This is a genomic window from Amycolatopsis plumensis (assembly GCF_042652605.1).
Taxonomy (GTDB): Bacteria; Actinomycetota; Actinomycetes; order Mycobacteriales; family Pseudonocardiaceae; genus Amycolatopsis; species Amycolatopsis plumensis.
Genome location: NZ_JBHSJY010000001.1, coordinates 5778299 through 5795489, shown reverse-complemented (window position 1 = coordinate 5795489; position 17191 = coordinate 5778299). Strand labels below are relative to the sequence as shown.

The window sequence follows — 17191 nt, the reverse complement described above, 5'->3', positions numbered from 1 at the left end:
CGAGCGCAACTTTCATAGGGAAAGTGACGCTTCTGGATCAGTAGTCAGCAGGCTCAGACGGGCTGGGCCGTGGCCGGTTCGTGCTCGGCGGCGTAGCGCTGGGCCCACGGGTAGTCCGGCTTGCCGCTGGGCGACCGGCCGATCTCATCGGCCAGCCAGATCGTGCGCGGCACCTTGTACCCGGCGATCTCGCCGCGGACGTGCTCCTCGATCGCCGCCAGGTCCGGCGAAGCGCCCTCGCGGAGCTGGACGACGGCGGCCACGCGCTGGCCGAGCCGCTCGTCCGGGACCCCGATGACGAGCGCGTCGAAGACGTCGGGGTGCGACTTGAGCGCCCCTTCCACCTCTTCGGGGTAGACCTTCTCGCCGCCGGTGTTAACGCACTGCGAGCCGCGGCCGAGCAGCGTGACGGTGCCGTCCTCCTCGTAGCGGGCGTAGTCGCCCGGGACGACGTACCGGACGCCGTCGACCTCGACGAAGATCTTCTTGCTCTTCTCGGGATCGCCGTAGTAGCCGAGCGGGACGTGCCCGCGGCGGCCGATCAGCCCGGTTGCGCCGGGCTTCTTCTCGACGATGTTGCCCTCTTCGTCCAGCAGGACGGCGTCCTGGCCGAAGTTCACCCGCGGGCCGGCGCTGTGGTCGGACCCCTTGGCCACCGCGCCGATGCCGGTGAAGCCGCTCTCCGACGCGCCGATCGCGTCGGTGACCAGCGCGTGGGGCGGCACGAGCTCGACGAACTGCTGCTTCACCGACTGCGAGAACAGCGCCGCGTGGCTCGAGACCGCGACGATCGACGAAGCGTCGTAGCCACCCTCGTAGTAGGCCTCGATGAGCGGCCGCGCCATCGCGTCGCCGACGATCGTGAGGACCTGGACCTTGTGCTTCTGCACGGCCTTCCAGATCTCGTGGGGGTCGAAGCGGGGCACGAAGATCACCGGGCTGCCGGTGAACAGCGCGCCGAACGCGGCCCACTGCGCGGCGCCGTGGATCAGCGGCGCGGCGGGCAGCCGGCTCAGGCTGCCCAGCTTGCCCTGCTCGGCGAGCGTCCATTCGTCCGGGACGTACTCGCCGGTGACGAAGTTGATCCCGCCGCCGAGCGCGCGCCAGACGTCCTCCTGCCGCCAGAGGACGCCCTTCGGGTAGCCCGTGGTGCCGCCGGTGTAGAGGATGTAGAGGTCGTCGCCGCTGCGCTCCCCGAAGTCCCGCTCGGGGCTCTGCGCTGCGAGGGCGGCTTCGTACTCGACGCCGCCGTAGCTCTCGTAGTCGCCGTCGCTGCCGTCGTCGATCACGACAACGTGTTTCAGTTTCGGCGCCTCCGGCAGCACCGCGGCGACCCGGTCGGCGTAGTTGCGTTCGTGCACGAGGGCGACGATCTCGGCGTCGTTGAAGAGGTAGACGAGTTCGCCGTGCACGTAGCGGTAGTTGACGTTGACGGCGATCGCGCGCAGCTTGTACGCCGCGATCATCGCCTCCAAGGCCTCGATCGAGTTGCGGGAGTAGACCCCGATGTGGGATCCGCGTCCCACGCCGTGCGCGGCGAGGTGGTGGGCGAGCCGGTTGGCCCGCGCCTCCAGTTCGGCGAAGGTGACCTGCCGGTCGCCGCACACGACCGCGACGCGCTCCGGCACGGCGTCGACGGCGTGCTCCAGAAGATCCGCGATGTTGAGTGCCACGCCCTCAAAGTAGAACATGTTATCGTTCCGGGCAATGGCACTGCTCCTTCAGGAGGTCTTCCGTGGGTGAACCGCACGCGCTGGTGACGCAGGAGGGGCAGACGCTCGTCGTCACGATGAACCGGCCCGAGGCGCGCAACGCGATCACCGGCGAGATGATGTCGATCATGGTCGACGCCTGGGACCGCGTCGATTCCGACGACTCGATCCACAGCTGCATCCTCACCGGCGCGGGCGGGGCCTTCTGCGCGGGCGCGGACCTGAAGTCGATGTCCCGGAACTCGCCGTCGGAGTCGTTCGCCTCCGGCAAGTTCGACCCTTCGCGCATTCCGGGCCTCTTGAAGGGGCGTCGGCTGACGAAACCGCTGATCGCGGCGGTCGAGGGCCCGGCGATCGCGGGCGGGACCGAGATCCTGCAGGGGACCGACATCCGGGTGGCGGGCTCTTCGGCTCGCTTCGGGGTGTCGGAGGCGCGCTGGGGCCTGTTCCCGATGGGCGGGTCGGCGGTGCGGCTGCCCCGCCAGATCCCGTACACGGTGGCCGCGGACATCCTGCTGACCGGACGTCACATCACCGCCGACGAGGCGCTGGCCATCGGCTTGATCGGCCACGTGGTGCCGGACGGCCAGGCGCTGACGAAGGCCCTCGAGCTGGCCGCGTTGATCAACGCGAACGGGCCGCTGGCGGTGCGGGCCATCCTGCGGACGATCCGCGACACGGAGGGGCTCCACGAGGAAGAGGCCTTCAAACTGGACTCGCAGTACGGCATCGAGGTGTTCGCGTCCGAGGACGCCAAGGAGGGGCCGCGGGCGTTCTCGGAGAAGCGGAAACCGGACTTCAAAGGCCGCTGACCGAGAACGCGTTCTTTTCCCACCGGACCAGCTCGCGGAGGAACCTTGTCGGCAGAACGAGAACGTGTTTCACTCAAGGACGTGACCGAGACACCGCTTGCGGCACCGCTGAACGTCGGCTTCGACTACACCCGCTCGACCGGGCCCGTCCTCGGCCGGTTCGTCACCGCGCTGCGCGACCACCGCATCGAAGGCATCCGCGGCAGCGACGGCCGGGTGCACGTCCCGCCGGTCGAATACGACCCGGTGACCGCCGAACAGCTCAGTGAATTCGTCCCGGTGAGCGAAGAGGGCACGGTCGTCTCCTGGTCGTGGTGCCCGGAGCCGCTGGACGGGCAGCCGCTGAGCCGGCCGTTCGCCTGGGCGCTGGTGCAGCTCGACGGCGCCGACACCCCGATGCTGCACGCCGTCGACGCCGGGTCGCCGTCGAACATCCACAGTGGACAGCGGGTGCGCGTGCGGTGGGCCGACGAGGTCGTCGGGCACATCCGCGACATCGCCTACTTCCTGCCCGCGGACGCCGAGGACACCACGCCCACCGAGCCCGCTCCCCCGGTCGCCGAGCGCGAGGAGGGCGCGCCGATCAGCGTCGTCATCACGCCGGTGCACCTGAAGTACATGCACTCCGCCTCCCCCGAGGAAAGCACGTACCTGCGCGGGCTCGCCGAGGGGAAGATGATCGGCCAGCGGTGTCCCGCCTGCGGCAAGGTCTACATCCCGCCGCGCGGCGCCTGCCCGACCGACGGCGTGCCGACCACCGAAGAGGTCGAGCTGCCCGACACCGGCATCGTCACCACGTTCTGCATCGTCAACGTCCCGTTCCTCGGGCAGCGGATCAAGCCGCCGTACGTCGCCGCGTACATCCTGCTCGACGGCGCCGACATCGCCTTCCTGCACCTCGTCCTCGGCTGCGCCGCCGAAGACGTCAAGATGGGCATGCGCGTACGCGCCGCGTGGAAGCCGCGCGATCAGTGGTGGACGTCGCTGGAGAACATCAGCCACTTCGAGCCGACCGGCGAGCCGGACGCGGCTTACGAAACCTTCGCCCACCACCTGTGAGGTCCTGATGCCAGACGTCGCGATCGCGGGCTTCGCGAAGGCCCCCAACGTCCGCGAAACGCCGGGTACCACCAACGGCGTGGAGATGCTCGTCCCGATCTTCGCCGAGGTCTTCGCGCAGACCGGGTTGTCCAAACAGGACATCGGGTTCTGGTGCTCCGGGTCGTCGGACTACCTGGCCGGCCGCGCGTTCTCCTTCATCGCCGCCGTCGACGCGATCGGCGCGTTCCCGCCGATCCACGAGTCCCACGTCGAGATGGACGCCGCCTGGGCGCTCTACGAGGCGTGGCTGAAGATCAAGATGGGCGAGGTCGAGACCGCGCTCGTCTACGGCTTCGGCAAGTCCAGCGCCGGGCAGCTGCGCCGGGTGCTCGCCCTGCAGCTCGACCCGTACGTCGTCACGCCGCTGTGGCCGGACTCGGTCTCGATCGCCGGGATCCAGGCGCGGCTGGGCCTGGAGGCCGGTCTCTGGTCCGAAAAGGACCTCGCCGAGGTCGCCGCGCGCGGCACGGGCAAGGACGTCGCCGAGCTGCTCGACACGCCGTACTACGCCGACCCGTTGCGCAGGCACGACATCGCTCCGATCACCGACGGCGCTGCCGTGGTCATCCTGTCCGCTGTGGAACGGGCGCGGGAGATCGTCGAGCGGCCGGCGGTGATCACCGGAATCGAGCACCGCGTCGACTCCCCCGTGCTCGGCGCCCGCGACCTGACGTGCTCGCCGTCCACCGAGGCGGCGGCGAAGGCGCTCGACCTCGACGGCGTCGACCTCGCCGAGCTGCACGCGCCCTTCACACACCAGGAGCTCATCCTGCGCACCGCGCTGGGGCTCGGCGACGGCGTGCAGATCAACCCCTCCGGTGGGGCGCTGGCCGCGAACCCGATGTTCTCCGCGGGGCTCGCCCGGATCGGCGAAGCGGCGGTCCGAATCCACCGCGGCGAATCCCGCAAGGCCGTGGCGCACGCGACGAGCGGGCCGGCCCTGCAACAGAACCTGGTGACCGTGCTGGAGGCCCGATGACCAAGCAGCTCACCGCCGTGCTCGGCACCGGCCAGACGCACCACCGCGCCAAGCGGCAGGACGTCTCGATGCCGGGCCTGCTGCGCGAGGCGATCGACCGCGCCATGCTCGACGCCCAGGTGGAGTGGGCCGACATCGACGCCGTCGTGCTGGGTAAGGCCCCGGACCTGTTCGAGGGCGTCATGATGCCCGAGCTGTTCCTCGCCGACTCGCTCGGCGCGACCGGCAAGCCGCTGCTGCGCGTGCACACCGCCGGGTCGGTGGGCGGCTCGACCGCGCTGGTGGCGGCTTCGCTCATCCAGGCGGGCGTGCACCGGCGCGTGCTCACGGTGGCCTACGAGAAGCAGTCCGAGTCGAACGCGATGTGGGGCCTGTCGATCCTGCCGCCGTTCCAGATGCCGGTCGGGGCCGGCGCGGGCGGCTACTTCGCGCCGCACGTACGCTCCTACATCCGCCGCTCGGGCGCGCCCGAGCACGTCGGGGCGATCGTCGCGGCGAAGGACCGGCGCAACGGGGCGCTGAACCCCTATGCGCACCTGCGGCAGCCGGACATCACCGTGGAGTCGGTGCGGGCGTCGCAGATGCTGTGGGACCCGATCCGCTACGACGAGACGTGCCCGTCGTCGGACGGCGCGTGCGCGATGGTGCTCGGCGACGAGGCCGCCGGGGACGCGGTCGAGGGCGGCGCGGCCTGGATCCACGCGACGGCGATGCGCACCGAGCCGACCACGTTCGCCGGCCGTGACCAGGTGAACCCACGGGCCGGGCGCGAGGCCGCGGCCGCGTTGTGGGCCGAGGCCGGGATCACCGACCCGATGTCCGAAGTGGACGTCGCGGAGATCTACGTGCCGTTCTCGTGGTTCGAGCCGATGTGGCTGGAGAACCTGGGTTTCGCGCCGGAAGGCGAGGGCTGGAAGGTCACCGAGAAGGGCGAGACGGCGATCGGCGGACGGCTGCCGTGCAATCCGTCGGGCGGGGTGCTGTCCTCCAACCCGATCGGCGCGTCCGGCATGCTGCGGTTCTCCGAGGCGGCGAAGCAGGTCATGGGCCGGGCCGGGGACTACCAGGTGGACGGCGCCCGCCGCGCGCTCGGCCACGCCTACGGCGGCGGCTCCCAGTACTTCTCGATGTGGCTGGTCGGCTCCGACAAGCCCGCCTGACGCCACTTTCCCTATGAAAGTGTGGCTTTGCGGCGCAAAGTGGAGCTTTCCTAGGGAAAGTGGCGGGTCAGCGGCGGGAGCGGCGCCAGGCGAGGGCCAGGAGGGTGCCGAGGACGCCGGTGACCACGCCGACCGTGGCGGGCACCGCGATCGGCGGGTCCACCACGACCGTCGGCTCCAGCACCACCGGGGCCGGTGGCTGGACCGGCTTCGGGGGTGCGTCGGAGCCGGTCGCCGTCCACGCCGTGACGTAGACGAGCAGCCGCGCCACCAGCGAGATGAAGAAGATGAGACCGATGATCGAGCCGAAGGCGATCCCGGTCGGCGAGTCGCCGATCAGCCGGAGGTAGAACCCGCCGGCCAGCTTGAGCACCTCGAACCCGACGGCCAGTGCGACGGCGCCGCGGACCGCGCTGCGCACGCCGACCTTCTGGCGCGGCAGCCGCGTGAGCACCCAGAGGAACACCAGCCAGTCCGCGGCCAGCGAGAGCGGCACCGAGGACGCCGAGACGAGCTGGTGCCCCCAGCTCGTGTCGTCGAGGCCGGCCAGCCGGAGCAGGTAGCTGCCGAGCGCGGTGCCGGAGATGGTGAGCGTGAACGACACGAGCAGGGCCGCGGTCAGGCCGAGCAGGGCGAGCAGGTCGACCAGGATCAGCCGCGGCAGCGACTGGTCCGACCGGTTCTGCCCCCACAGCGCCGTCAGCGAGTCCCGCAGCGCGTTCATCCAGTTCCAGCCGGAGTAGAGGCCGATGGCCAAGCCGACCACGCCGACGCTGGTCCGCTGCTCGACGAAGCCGGTGAGCAGTTCCGTGGCCTTGTCGCCGAGCCCGCCGGGCAACGTGGACACGATCGCGTGCACCAGCGTGTCGAGCAGGTGCGGCTGGGTGGCCAGCACGAACCCGGCGACCGACGAGGCGACCATCAGCAGCGGCACCAGCGACAGCAGGCTGAAGTAGGTGATCGAAGCGACGTAGTGGTAGCCGCCGGAGTCGATGTAGCGGTTGGTCGCGCGGGCGAGGTGGTCCAGCCACCGGTACCGGGCGCGCGCCCGGGCCCAGGGGCTCGGCGCCTTGGGGGAACTCTTCACGAAGACTGTCTACCCAGCCGGGGCCGTCTTTGCGCAGGCAACACGCGGATCAGCCCAGAACGACCAATCCCGTACCGTCGTCGACGGGCAGGGCGGCGTCCGTCGTGGCGAAGACGGTGCTGCCCAGGAAGTCGAGTTCGCCGCCGAGCGTGGCGAGGAACGCGGTGTCGGCGGCGTCGCGGCCGGTCGAGATCCGCAGCATGGTCTGGCGTGGCGCGAGCCGGGTGGCGTCGAAGACGTACCAGTGGCCCTCGACCGCGGCCTCGAAGACGGCGTGGAAGTCCATCGGCGCGAGCCCGGGCGCGTACACGCCGACGTACCGCGCGGGGATGTCGAGGAACCGGCACAGGGTGATGCAGACGTGCGCGAAGTCCCGGCAGACGCCTTCGCCGGCCAAGAGCGTGTCGACCGCGTCGTCGGTGGGACGGCTGGCACCGACCACATAGGACAGTCGGTCGTGGACGTGCCGCACGATCGCTTCGATTTGCCTGCGCGGGTTCTTGAGCTTGACAAGCTCCGGTGGCACGAGCCCGGCGACACGGTCGGACGGGCAGTACCGGCTCGGCCGGGTGAACACGGCGACGTCGGCGAGCGTGACGGGCTCGGGTTCCGCTTCGCCCAGGACGCGTTCGGCGTGGTAGGTCACGCGGTGTTCACCGGCCGGGAGGTCGAACACTTCGGCCCGGGTGCCGTGCTCGAACTCGACGGGCCGGCTGTCCCCGTGCCAGGACACGCGGAGTTCCTCGGTGTCGGCGTGCGCCGCGGCGACCGAGATCGCCGCGGGCCCGGGTTCGGTGACGCGGATGGCGAACTCGACGTCCACGGTCGCTCGCGGGGCCATCGCCCCATGATGCCACCCCCTGGCAGAATCGCCGGGTGACCGACCTCGTGGTGTTCCACTCCGTGCTGGGACTGCGGCCCGTCGAACTCGGCTTCGCCGATCGGCTTCGAGCGGCGGGGCACCGGGTCACCACCCCCGACCTGTACGCCGGCCGGACGGTGTCGACCCTCGACGAAGGCTTCGCGCTGAAGGACGCCGTCGGCTGGGAGACCATCACCCGGCGAGCGCTCGACGCCGTGCGCGACCTGCCCGCGGAGACCGTGCTGGTGGGCGTGTCGATGGGGGCCGGCGTCGTCCAGGAAGTGCTGCCGCACCGGCTCGGCACCGCCGGCGTCCTGCTGCTGCACGCACTGGGGGCGCTCCCGGCCGGGGTCCGTGCGGGCCTGCCGGTGCAGGTCCACGTCGCCGACCCCGATCCGATCGCACCACCGGCGCAGGTCGCGGCCTGGCGCGAGGCCACGGCGCGGTCGGGCGCCGACGCCCGGGTGTACACCTACCCGGGCGTCGGCCACTTCTACACCGACGCGGACGGCCCCGAATACGACGCCGCCGCGGCCGGACTCACCTGGGAACGCGTCGAGGAGTTCCTCAGCCGTAGTGCACCGGGTAGTGCTTGATGCCGTTGATCCAGCTCGACCGCAGCCGCACCGGGGGTGCGGCCTCGGCGATGTCCGGCATCACGTCGGCGATGGCGTTGAAGATCAGGTCGATCTCCAGCCGGGCCAGGTTGGCACCGATGCAGTAGTGCGAACCCGTGCCGCCGAAGCCGACGTGCGGGTTGTCCTCGCGGAGGATGTCGAACTTCTCCGGGTTGTCGAAGACCTCGTGGTCGAAGTTCGCCGAGCTGTAGAACATGCCGACGCGGTCGCCTTTTTTGATCTGCGCGCCGCCGAGCTCGGTGTCGCGGGTGGCGGTGCGCTGGAAGGCGACGATCGGCGTGGCCCAGCGGACGATCTCGTCGGGTGCGGTCTTCGGCCGCTGCTCCTTGAACAGCGCCCATTCGTCCGGGTGGTCCAGGAACGCCTTCATGCCGTGGGTGATGGCGTTGCGCGTGGTCTCGTTGCCGGCGACGGCGAGCAGGATGACGAAGAACCCGAACTCGTCGGAGCCGAGTGACTCCCCGTCGACATCGGCCTGGATGAGCTTGGTGGCGATGTCGTCCATCGGGCACTTGCGCCGGTCCTCGGCCATGTTCCAGGCGTACCCGACGAGCTGGGCGGACGCCTCCAGGGGCGCGACCTCGTACTCGGGGTCGTCGTAGGCGACCATCTGGTTGGACCAGTCGAAGATCTTGAGCCGGTCGTCCTGCGGGATGCCGATGAGCTCGGCGATCGCCTGCAGCGGCAGCTCGCAGGCGACGTCGGTGACGAAGTCGCCCGACCCCTTCTTCCGCGCCTCGTGCACGATCCGCTCGGCGCGGTCGCGCAGCGTGTCCTCCAGCTTGGCGATGGACCGCGGGGTGAAGCCCTTCGAAACGATCCGCCGCAGCTTCGTGTGCTGCGGGGCGTCCATGTTGAGCAGCACCAGGCGGTTCGCCTCGAGGTTGTCCTCGGTCATGTTCTCGTCGAAGCGGATGATGGCGGTCTTTTCCCGGGACGAGTACAGCGTGCTGTCGCGGGAGACCTCCTTGACGTCCGCGTGGCGCGAGACGACCCAGTAGCCGTCGTCGCGGTAGCCGGCGGTGTTGTGCTTCTGGGGGTTCCACCACACCGGGGCGGTCCGCCGCAGTTCGGCGAACTCGGCGACGGGAAGTCGCTCGGCCAAGAGATCGGGATCGGTGAAGTCGAACCCGGCGGGGATGAGCGGAGCGGCCACGTTGCCTCCCACGGTTCGGCTTGTAACACGTTCTACCTTGGATTGAAGCATACGGCGTTAACCAAGGGAAGACCGTAAGTGATACCCGTTTACTTAACCGATGAGGCCAGGTGAGCGCGCGCTCACCCCGAGAAGATCAAGAAGTGGCGGAGCCTGCGCAGACTTGCACAAAATAATAACTTGTTCTAGTTTTTGGGTCAGTGAACAGTGTTTCCCGACGAAGGGGACGACATGGGCGTGCCGGTCATCGTCGAAGCCGTGCGAACTCCGATCGGCAAGCGGAACGGGCTGCTGGCCGGCCTGCACGCGGCCGAGCTGCTGGGTGCCGCGCAGCTCGCCCTGCTCGACCGGGCCGGGATCGACCCGGCCGTCGTCGAGCAGCTCATCGGCGGCTGCGTCACGCAGGCCGGTGAGCAGTCGAACAACGTCACGCGCACGGCGTGGCTGCACGCGGGCCTCCCGGAAACGGCGGGCGCGACGACGATCGACGCCCAGTGCGGCTCGGCGCAGCAGGCCACCCACCTCATCGCCGGCCTGATCGCGGCGGACGCCATCGACGTCGGCGTCTCCTGCGGGGTCGAGGCGATGAGCCGGGTACCGCTGGGCACGAACCGGGCCGGCGCGTCACCACGGCCGTCGTCGTGGTCGATCGACCTGCCCAACCAGTACGGCGCGGCCGAGCGGATCGCGGTTCGCCGCGGGCTGACCCGCGAGGACGTCGACCGGTTCGGCGCGGCGTCCCAGCAGAAGGCGGCGGCCGCGTGGGCGGCGGGTCACTTCGACCGCGAGGTGGTGCCGGTGAAGGCCCCGGTCCTCGCGGCCGACGGGGCGTTGACCGGCGAAACGCGCTTGGTCACCCGTGACCAGGGCCTGCGCGAGACGACGGTCGAAGGCCTGGCCCGGCTCAAGCCGGTGGTCGAGGACGGCGTCCACACGGCGGGCACGTCGTCGCAGATCTCCGACGGCGCGGCGGCCCTGCTCCTGATGGACGCGGACCGGGCGGCGGCGCTGGGCCTGCGCCCGCGCGCGCGGATCGTCGCGCAGGCGCTGGTCGGTGCGGAGCCGTACTACCACCTGGACGGCCCGATCCGCGCGACCGAACGCGTGCTCGCCCGGACAGGGATGACCGTGGGTGACGTGGACCTGTTCGAGGTCAACGAGGCGTTCGCTTCGGTGGCGTTGTCGTGGCAGCAGGTGGTGTCGCCGGACCCGTCCCGGGTCAACGTCAACGGCGGCGCGATCGCCCTCGGTCACCCGGTGGGCAGCACGGGCGCGCGCTTGCTGACGACGGCGTTGCACGAGCTGGAGCGCCGGGACGCCTCGACAGCGCTGGTGACGATGTGCGCGGGCGGCGCGCTGGCCACGGCGTCGATCATCGAACGGCTCTAGCCCGGCGGGCGGGCACCTTGGCTCGCGGGCCTTGTGCTTCACTTCGGGGCATGATCTCGGAAAGCCGTTGCCCGGTGGAAAACGGTGAGCTCCTCGTCCGCCGCGGCGGTGAGGGCCCGGCACTGCTGCTGATCTCGGGCGGCACCGGATCGGGCGACGCCTACCGCGCGCTGGCGAAGCAGCTGTACGCGGACTACACCGTGATCACCTACGACCGCCGCGGCCACTTCGGCAGTACGGACACCACCACCGGCCCGGTCTCGGTTTCCTTGCAGGCGGACGACGCACTGGCGGTCCTCGACCACGCGGCCGACGGCCCGGCGCAGGTGTTCGGCTCGAGCGCGGGCGCGCTGATCGGCCTCGACCTCGTCGCCCGGTACCCGGACCGCGTCACGACGCTGGTCGCGCACGAACCCCCGGCGGTCCACCTGATGCCGGACGCGGGCGGCTGGCTCGAAGCGGCGGCCGAACAGGTCCGGCTGGCCCGTTCGGGTGAGCTGATGACCGCGGTGACGCGCTTCGCGGACGCGATCGCCGGCGCGGCGCTGCCGGACCTGCCGAACCTCCGCCTCCCCCACGAAGCCGACTGGCTCCGGCTGTTCGACCGCGAGCTGACGGAGTTCTTCGACTACCTGCCCGATCTGCGGGCGCTGCGGAAGGCGAGCACGGAGATCTTCCCGGTGGCGGGCGAGGGCAGCCGCGGCCGCTACCACTACCAGCCGGCGAAGATCCTGGCGCTGGAGCTCGGGTTGCCGTTCACGGAGCTGCCGGGGGCGCACCTGGCGCCGCAACGTAACCCGGCGAAGTTCGCCGCGGCGCTGAAGGACCTGTTGAGCCCGGAGTCCTGACGGACGACCGGCGTCAGACGACCCGGATGCCGTCCTTCCAGACCTCCCGGACGTTCGACGCCAGCGCCGGGAAGTCGTACGGATCCCCCGCCACCACCACGACGTCCGCGCGCAGGCCCGGCTCCAGCCGGCCGAGCTCGCCGTCCAGGCCCATCAGGCGGGCCGCCGAGGAGGTCGTCGCCTCCAGGACGTCTCCCGGTGGCATTCCGCACGCCGCCATCAACGCCAGTTCCTCGAGGTTCGTCCCGTGCGGGCCCACTCCGCTGTCCGTGCCCATCGCGATCCGGACCCCCGCCGCGTACGCGCGGCGGACGGAGTCCCGGTGCGCCTCCACCACTTCGCGCGCCTTCGCCACCACCGCCGCCGGGAGGTCGACGCCCGCGTCGGCCGCGCGGACCACGTTGACCGGGGCGATCAGGGTCGGGACCAGCCAGGTTCCGTGCCCGAGCATCAGCTCGATCGCTTCGTCGTCCAGGTAGATGCCGTGCTCGATCGACCGCGCGCCCGCGCGGACGGCGTTCTTGATGCCCGCCGCGCCCTGGGCGTGCGCCATCACCGGGCGGCCCTGCATCGCCGCCTCCGTCACCAGGACGTCCAGTTCCTCCGGGGTGAACTGGGAGTGCCGCGGGTCGTCGCGCGGGGACAGCACGCCGCCGGTCGTGCACACCTTGAGCACGTCGGCGCCCGCGCGCAGCAGCGTCCGGGCCACCCGGCGCATCTCGTCGGGGCCGTCGACCGTGGTCTCCGGACGGCCCGGGTGCGGCACCATCAGCGGGACGCACAACCCGGACGGGTGCCAGGCGTCGCCGTGGCCGCCGGTCGGGCTGATCAGCCCGATGGAGATCTGCAGCCGCGGGCCCGGGATCAGGCCGTCGTCCACCGCCTGCTTGATGCCGAGGTCCGCGCCCGCCGCGTCGCGGACCGTCGTGATGCCCAGTCCCAGCGTGGCCCACAGGTTCCGCGCCGCCTCGTAGAACTGGTAGGAGAACGGCTTCTGCACCCGGGACAGCAGCCCGATGTCCGAGACCGTCACGTGCACGTGGCAGTCGAAGAGCCCCGGCAGGAGCACCGTGCCGGTGCAGTCGACACCCTCGTCGCCGTCGAGGCCGGTCCCGACGTCGACGATCCGGCCGTGCTCGACGACGACGTCGGCCGGCGCCGGGTCCGCGCCGGTGCCGTCGAAGACCGAGCCGCCGGTGAACACCGTGCGCGTCACGCCGCCTCCACGAGAGCCGTCCGGCGCGGCGCCACCACCGCGGCCAGTGCGAGCACGACGACGTTGACGCCGAGCCCGACCAGGCCGACGTTCACCGTGCCCACCAGATGAGTGTCCACAAAGGTCAGCCAGATCACCACCAGCTCGCCGGCGACCAGCCCGGCCAGCACCGGGCCCTTGCCGACCGGCACCCGCCGCAGGAAGCCCAGCAGGTTGGCCGGGGCCAGCTGGACCGACCCCGAATAGGTCAGCAGCAGCAGGTTGGCCAGCAGGTCCGGCCGGAAGATCCCGAGCACGAGGGCCAGCGTACACGCGAGGACAACCGTGCCGTGGTTGATCCAGAACTGCCGCCGTCCGCTGCGGACGCGCACGATGTTCCGCGCCACCAGCGACGAAATGCCGATCAGGATCCCGGCCGCCGGGACCATCGCGGTGGCGGTCGCGGCGACCACGACGATCCCGGTCACCCACCCGGGCAAGGCGTCCTTCGACAGCGTCAGCAATACGCCGTTCGGGTCACTTCCCTTCGGGACCACGAGGATCGCCGCGAAGCCGATCACCATCGGCAGCAGCAGGCTCAGCTCGTACACCGGCATCCACGCGTAGTTGCGGCGCAGCACCTTCGGGTCGCGCGCCGACATCAGCGCCGGCCACGAGTGCGGCAGCGTCATCAGCCCGACGCCGATCGCGCTGACCAGCATGCTCGTCACGAACCAGACGTGATCGTTCGCTCCACTGTGGACGATGAGCTTCTCGGGGTGCAGCTGTTCGATCCGGTGGAACACCGCGGGGATGCCGCCGGCGAAGTGCGTCGGCACCGCGATGATCAGCACCACCAGCGCGACCAGCATGATGCCGTCCTTGAAGTACGACGTCGCCGCGACGCCGCGCAACCCGGCCCACAGCACGAACGCGACCACCAGCACGCTGCCGGTCACCATGCTCAGCGTCCCGGACGCGGTATCGCCGGTGACCAGCCGGACGATCAGCCCGAGCCCGGTGATCTGCAGCTGCAGGTAGGGCAGCACGAACACGACGCCGAGCACCGCGGACAGCGTCCCGAGCGTCCGGCTGCGGTAGCGATCCTCGAGGAAGTCGCCCTGGGTGAGGTAGCCGCGCTCCTTCCCCATCGTCCACAGGCGTTTCGCGAGGAAGAACAGCACGACGTAGGCGATCGGGACGTACGGCAGCGCGTACATCGCGGCGACGCCGCCGGAGAACGCCAAGCCGGCCATGCCGAGGAAGGTGAAGGTGGTGAACACCTCCCCGGCCTGCAGGAACCACATCGTCACGGCGCCGAAGCGGCGGCCGCCGACGGTCCACTCGGCGAGATCCGCGACGGGCTTGCGCCGCCCGATGAACCCGAGGACGCCGATCAGCACGATGCCGGCGAGGGTGAAGGCGAGGATCATCCGTCGTCCTCCTCAGCGCGCATCAGGCGTTCGGACAGCAGCAGCGCCGGGGTGAACATGAGGCACCAGAACGCGCCCCACACGATCATCCGCGGCAGGCCGAGCCACAGGCCGGTGGTGTTGACGAACGGCAGGAACGGCATCAGGACCAGCGCGACGACGGGCAGCAGCGGGGGCCAGTGGTACCTGCGCACGGACTTCACCCGGCCAGGAGCGCGAGGCGGCGGACGGCGAGCTCGGCCAGCAGCGCGGCGCCGTCGCCGAGCACGCTGTCGTCGAAGCGGGCGCGGGGCGAATGGTTGTCCGGGGCGGTCGCCGGGTCCGTCGGGCACGCGCCGAGGAAGAGGTACGCGCCCGGAACCCGGTCCAGGACACGGGAAAAGTCCTCCGAACCGGTGATCGGATCGGCCATCTCGGTGAAGCGTTCCTCGCCGAAGACGTCGCGGATCGTGTCGGCCACGAAGTCGTAGGCGCCGGCGTCGTTGATCGTCGCGGGGTACTCGGGTTCGTAGGTGACGTCGATGTCGAGGCCGTGCGCCTGGGCGATGCCGCGGCAGACCTGCACCGCGCGCTCGCCGACCCGGGCCGCGACCTCCGGAGAGAACGACCGCAGCGTGGCCTCGAAGACGGCGTCGTCCGGGATGATGTTGCGCCGGGTGCCGGCGTGGAACGAGCCGACGGTGATGACAACCGGGTCGAAGACGTCGAAGGTGCGCGTGACCATCGTCTGCAGGGCGGTCACCATCTCGCAGGCCGCCGGGATGGGGTCGCGGGCGTCGTGCGGGGAGGAGCCGTGGCCGCCGTCGCCCATCACCCGGACTTCGAGCGCGCCCGAGGCCGCCATCAGCGTGCCCGGCCGGGCGGTGAACTGCCCCTTGGCGTAGCTCGCGGCCGAGACGTGCAGGCCGTAGGCGGCGTCGACGGGCTTGCCGGAGGCGGTCAGGACGCCTTCGTCGATCATGCGGCCGGCGCCGTCCCAGCCCTCTTCGCCGGGCTGGAACATGAAGACGACGTCGCCGGGGAGGTCGTCTTTCCGGGCGGCGAGCAGCCGGGCCGCGCCGACCAGGCCCGCGGTGTGGAGGTCGTGGCCGCAGGCGTGCATGGCGCCGTCGAGGGTCGAGGTGAACTCCTCGCCGCTGGCCTCGGTGACCGGCAGCGCGTCCATGTCGCCGCGGAGCAGGACGGTGCCGCCGCTGCCGCCGCCACCGCGCAGGACGGCGGTGATCGACGACAGGTTTTTGCCGAGGGTGATTTCGAGGGGCAGGCCGTCCAGGGCGGCGAGGACCCGTTCCTGGGTGCGCGGCAGGTGCAGGCCGATCTCGGGGATGCGGTGCAGGTCGCGGCGGAGGGTGACCAGGTCGTCGAGCAGGGCGGCGGCATCGGAACGCAGGGTCATCCGCCGATCATGCGAGAGTCGAGCACAATGGCCGGGGAAAATCGACGAAACCACCGATCCGAGGGCCGATGAGCGAAGAATCCGCCATGTTGTCCGAGCAGGACCTCAAACTGGCCGACGCGCTCCAGGCGGCGCCGCGGGCGTCGTGGTCGACACTCGGGGACGCGCTCGGCCTCGGCGCGGTGACCGTGTCCCGCCGCTGGGACGCGCTTGTCGAGCGTGGGGACGCCTGGCTCACCGCCTACGCCGGCGGGGAGCTGATCGAGCAGCTGGTGCTGGCGTTCGTCTCGATCGACTGCGAGCCGGGCGCGGCGGTGTCCGTCGCCTACGAGCTGGCCTCGGACGTGCACGTGGCGACGGTCGAGCAGGTGGCGGGGTCGTGCGACCTGCTCGCGCACGTGGTGGCGCCGTCGTTGCGAGAGCTGGGGGCGCACGTGGCGGCCTTGGCGGTCCCCGGCGTGACGCGGCTGCGGACGACGTTGTCCCCGCGGATGTTCACCGAGGGCAGCCGCTGGCGGGTGCGGGCGATCTCTCCGGGCCAGCGCGAGGCGTTGTCGGCGAAGCCGGCCCGCCACCGCGCCCCGCTGCGGTTCGACGCGGCGGACCGGGCCCTGATCCTGGCGCTGGGCACGGACCCCCGTGCGTCGGCGGCGGCGCTGGCGGAGTCACTCGGCATCGGGGCGACGACGGTCCGCCGCCGGCTGGACGGATTGCTGGGGCGCGGCGCGATCCGCGTCCGCTGCGAGATCGCGCGGTCGGTGTCGCCGGCGCCGGTCACGGTGACGCTGTGGCTGCGCGTGCCCCCGGACAAGCTGGAGACGACGGCCCGCTCGCTGGCGATGGTGCCGGAGGTCCGCATGTGCGCGGCCCTGACCGGGGCGGCGAACCTGATGCTGGTGCTGTGGCTGGCTTCGTCGTACGAGGTGGTTTCCGTGGAGGCCCAGCTGGCGGCGAAGCTGCCGTGGCTGGAGATCACCGGCCGGGCGGTGACGCTGCGGAGCGTCAAGCTGATGGGCCGGGTGCTCGACGCCGCGGGCCGCGGGACGGGAAGGGTGCCGCTGGACTTCTGGGCCGCGGTCCCCGTGCCGGAGCACGGGGACCGCAGCGTTCACCGGCCCGGGGGATGAGGGGTGAGGTGGAGGGAAGCATCCTCCGGGACCGGGGTTCGTGGGGTAACGCCTCCGCCGGGAGGTCCGGCTCGGTGACCGAGGGGCGGCCACCGGCCGGGGCTTCGGGGCGGGACTCGCGGGGCTCGCCGGGGCTTTCGGGCGGGACTCGCGGGGCTCGGGACGGAAGTCGCGTGATCAGGGGCGGATCTCGCGTGATTGGGGACGGAAGTCGCGTGCTTGGGGACGGAAGTCGCGTGCCGGGAGGGGCATCTCGCGTGCTTGGAGGGGTATCTCGCGTGATCGGAAGGGCATCA

16 protein-coding genes are annotated in these 17191 nt (G+C 71.1%); 8 read left to right on the top strand and 8 right to left on the bottom strand.

The window, feature by feature from the left end; all coding sequences use genetic code 11:
* Window positions 1-53: 53 nt before the first annotated feature.
* On the bottom strand, window positions 54-1673 hold the full coding sequence (locus tag ACFPLC_RS28370; protein ID WP_378193004.1) for an acyl-CoA synthetase: 1620 nt from the start codon (window positions 1671-1673) through the stop codon (window positions 54-56).
* Window positions 1674-1735: 62 nt separating this feature from the next.
* Here ACFPLC_RS28370 and ACFPLC_RS28365 point away from each other — a divergent pair, with 62 nt between their 5' ends.
* The 4 genes from ACFPLC_RS28365 (at window position 1736) to ACFPLC_RS28350 (ending at window position 5764) form a co-directional block, all read left to right on the top strand.
* Window positions 1736-2524 (top strand): crotonase/enoyl-CoA hydratase family protein, encoded by a 789-nt coding sequence (locus ACFPLC_RS28365; RefSeq protein WP_378193002.1) that lies wholly within the window; start codon window positions 1736-1738, stop codon window positions 2522-2524.
* 81 nt (window positions 2525-2605) lie between these two features.
* Complete coding sequence (locus tag ACFPLC_RS28360) at window positions 2606-3583, top strand: Zn-ribbon domain-containing OB-fold protein (RefSeq protein WP_378193000.1); 978 nt, start codon at window positions 2606-2608, stop codon at window positions 3581-3583.
* Window positions 3584-3590: 7 nt separating this feature from the next.
* Window positions 3591-4604, top strand: a complete 1014-nt coding sequence (locus tag ACFPLC_RS28355) for a thiolase domain-containing protein (protein ID WP_378192998.1) — start codon at window positions 3591-3593, stop codon at window positions 4602-4604.
* Window positions 4601-5764, top strand: a complete 1164-nt coding sequence (locus ACFPLC_RS28350) for a thiolase domain-containing protein (protein WP_378192996.1) — start codon at window positions 4601-4603, stop codon at window positions 5762-5764. The genes ACFPLC_RS28355 and ACFPLC_RS28350 overlap by 4 nt, the downstream gene beginning before the upstream one ends.
* 67 nt (window positions 5765-5831) lie before the next feature.
* On the opposite strand, the gene ACFPLC_RS28345 is transcribed toward ACFPLC_RS28350, so the two are convergent.
* Both ACFPLC_RS28345 and ACFPLC_RS28340 read right to left on the bottom strand, forming a co-directional pair.
* The gene (locus tag ACFPLC_RS28345; protein WP_378192994.1) at window positions 5832-6851 is read right to left on the bottom strand and encodes a YhjD/YihY/BrkB family envelope integrity protein; all 1020 of its coding nucleotides are present in this window, start codon (window positions 6849-6851) and stop codon (window positions 5832-5834) included.
* Between the two features lie 49 nt (window positions 6852-6900).
* On the bottom strand, window positions 6901-7692 hold the full coding sequence (locus ACFPLC_RS28340) for a transglutaminase-like domain-containing protein (protein ID WP_378192992.1): 792 nt from the start codon (window positions 7690-7692) through the stop codon (window positions 6901-6903).
* A gap of 35 nt (window positions 7693-7727) precedes the next feature.
* Here ACFPLC_RS28340 and ACFPLC_RS28335 point away from each other — a divergent pair, with 35 nt between their 5' ends.
* A complete protein-coding gene (locus ACFPLC_RS28335; RefSeq protein WP_378235958.1) occupies window positions 7728-8309 on the top strand; it encodes a dienelactone hydrolase family protein in 582 nt (193 codons plus the stop codon).
* Here the strand turns inward: ACFPLC_RS28335 and ACFPLC_RS28330 are convergent.
* Window positions 8281-9507, bottom strand: coding sequence for a cytochrome P450 (locus ACFPLC_RS28330; RefSeq protein WP_378192988.1), 1227 nt, complete (start codon window positions 9505-9507; stop codon window positions 8281-8283). The two genes, ACFPLC_RS28335 and ACFPLC_RS28330, sit on opposite strands and share 29 nt — an antisense overlap.
* A 231-nt stretch (window positions 9508-9738) precedes the next feature.
* Here ACFPLC_RS28330 and ACFPLC_RS28325 point away from each other — a divergent pair, with 231 nt between their 5' ends.
* On the top strand, window positions 9739-10896 hold the full coding sequence (locus ACFPLC_RS28325) for a steroid 3-ketoacyl-CoA thiolase (protein ID WP_378192986.1): 1158 nt from the start codon (window positions 9739-9741) through the stop codon (window positions 10894-10896).
* 50 nt (window positions 10897-10946) lie between these two features.
* Window positions 10947-11744, top strand: a complete 798-nt coding sequence (locus ACFPLC_RS28320; RefSeq protein WP_378192984.1) for an alpha/beta fold hydrolase — start codon at window positions 10947-10949, stop codon at window positions 11742-11744.
* Between the two features lie 13 nt (window positions 11745-11757).
* Here the strand turns inward: ACFPLC_RS28320 and ACFPLC_RS28315 are convergent, their stop codons facing one another.
* From ACFPLC_RS28315 to ACFPLC_RS28300, 4 genes are read right to left on the bottom strand one after another with little or no spacing between them, the layout of a single operon-like run.
* Complete coding sequence (locus ACFPLC_RS28315; RefSeq protein WP_378192982.1) at window positions 11758-12960, bottom strand: metal-dependent hydrolase family protein; 1203 nt, start codon at window positions 12958-12960, stop codon at window positions 11758-11760.
* Entirely contained in the window at window positions 12957-14372 is a 1416-nt protein-coding gene (locus tag ACFPLC_RS28310) for a sodium:solute symporter family protein (RefSeq protein ID WP_378235957.1), read from the bottom strand. Before ACFPLC_RS28310 ends, ACFPLC_RS28315 begins: the two co-directional genes overlap by 4 nt.
* Window positions 14369-14566: a hypothetical protein gene (locus tag ACFPLC_RS28305; protein WP_378192978.1), complete on the bottom strand. Its 198-nt coding sequence runs from the start codon at window positions 14564-14566 to the stop codon at window positions 14369-14371. The genes ACFPLC_RS28310 and ACFPLC_RS28305 overlap by 4 nt, the downstream gene beginning before the upstream one ends.
* 5 nt (window positions 14567-14571) lie before the next feature.
* Window positions 14572-15768 (bottom strand): M20 metallopeptidase family protein, encoded by a 1197-nt coding sequence (locus ACFPLC_RS28300; RefSeq protein WP_378192976.1) that lies wholly within the window; start codon window positions 15766-15768, stop codon window positions 14572-14574.
* Between the two features lie 68 nt (window positions 15769-15836).
* Between ACFPLC_RS28300 and ACFPLC_RS28295 the strand changes: the two genes are divergently transcribed.
* Entirely contained in the window at window positions 15837-16895 is a 1059-nt protein-coding gene (locus ACFPLC_RS28295; protein WP_378192974.1) for an Lrp/AsnC family transcriptional regulator, read from the top strand.
* The last annotated feature ends 296 nt before the right edge of the window (window positions 16896-17191 follow it).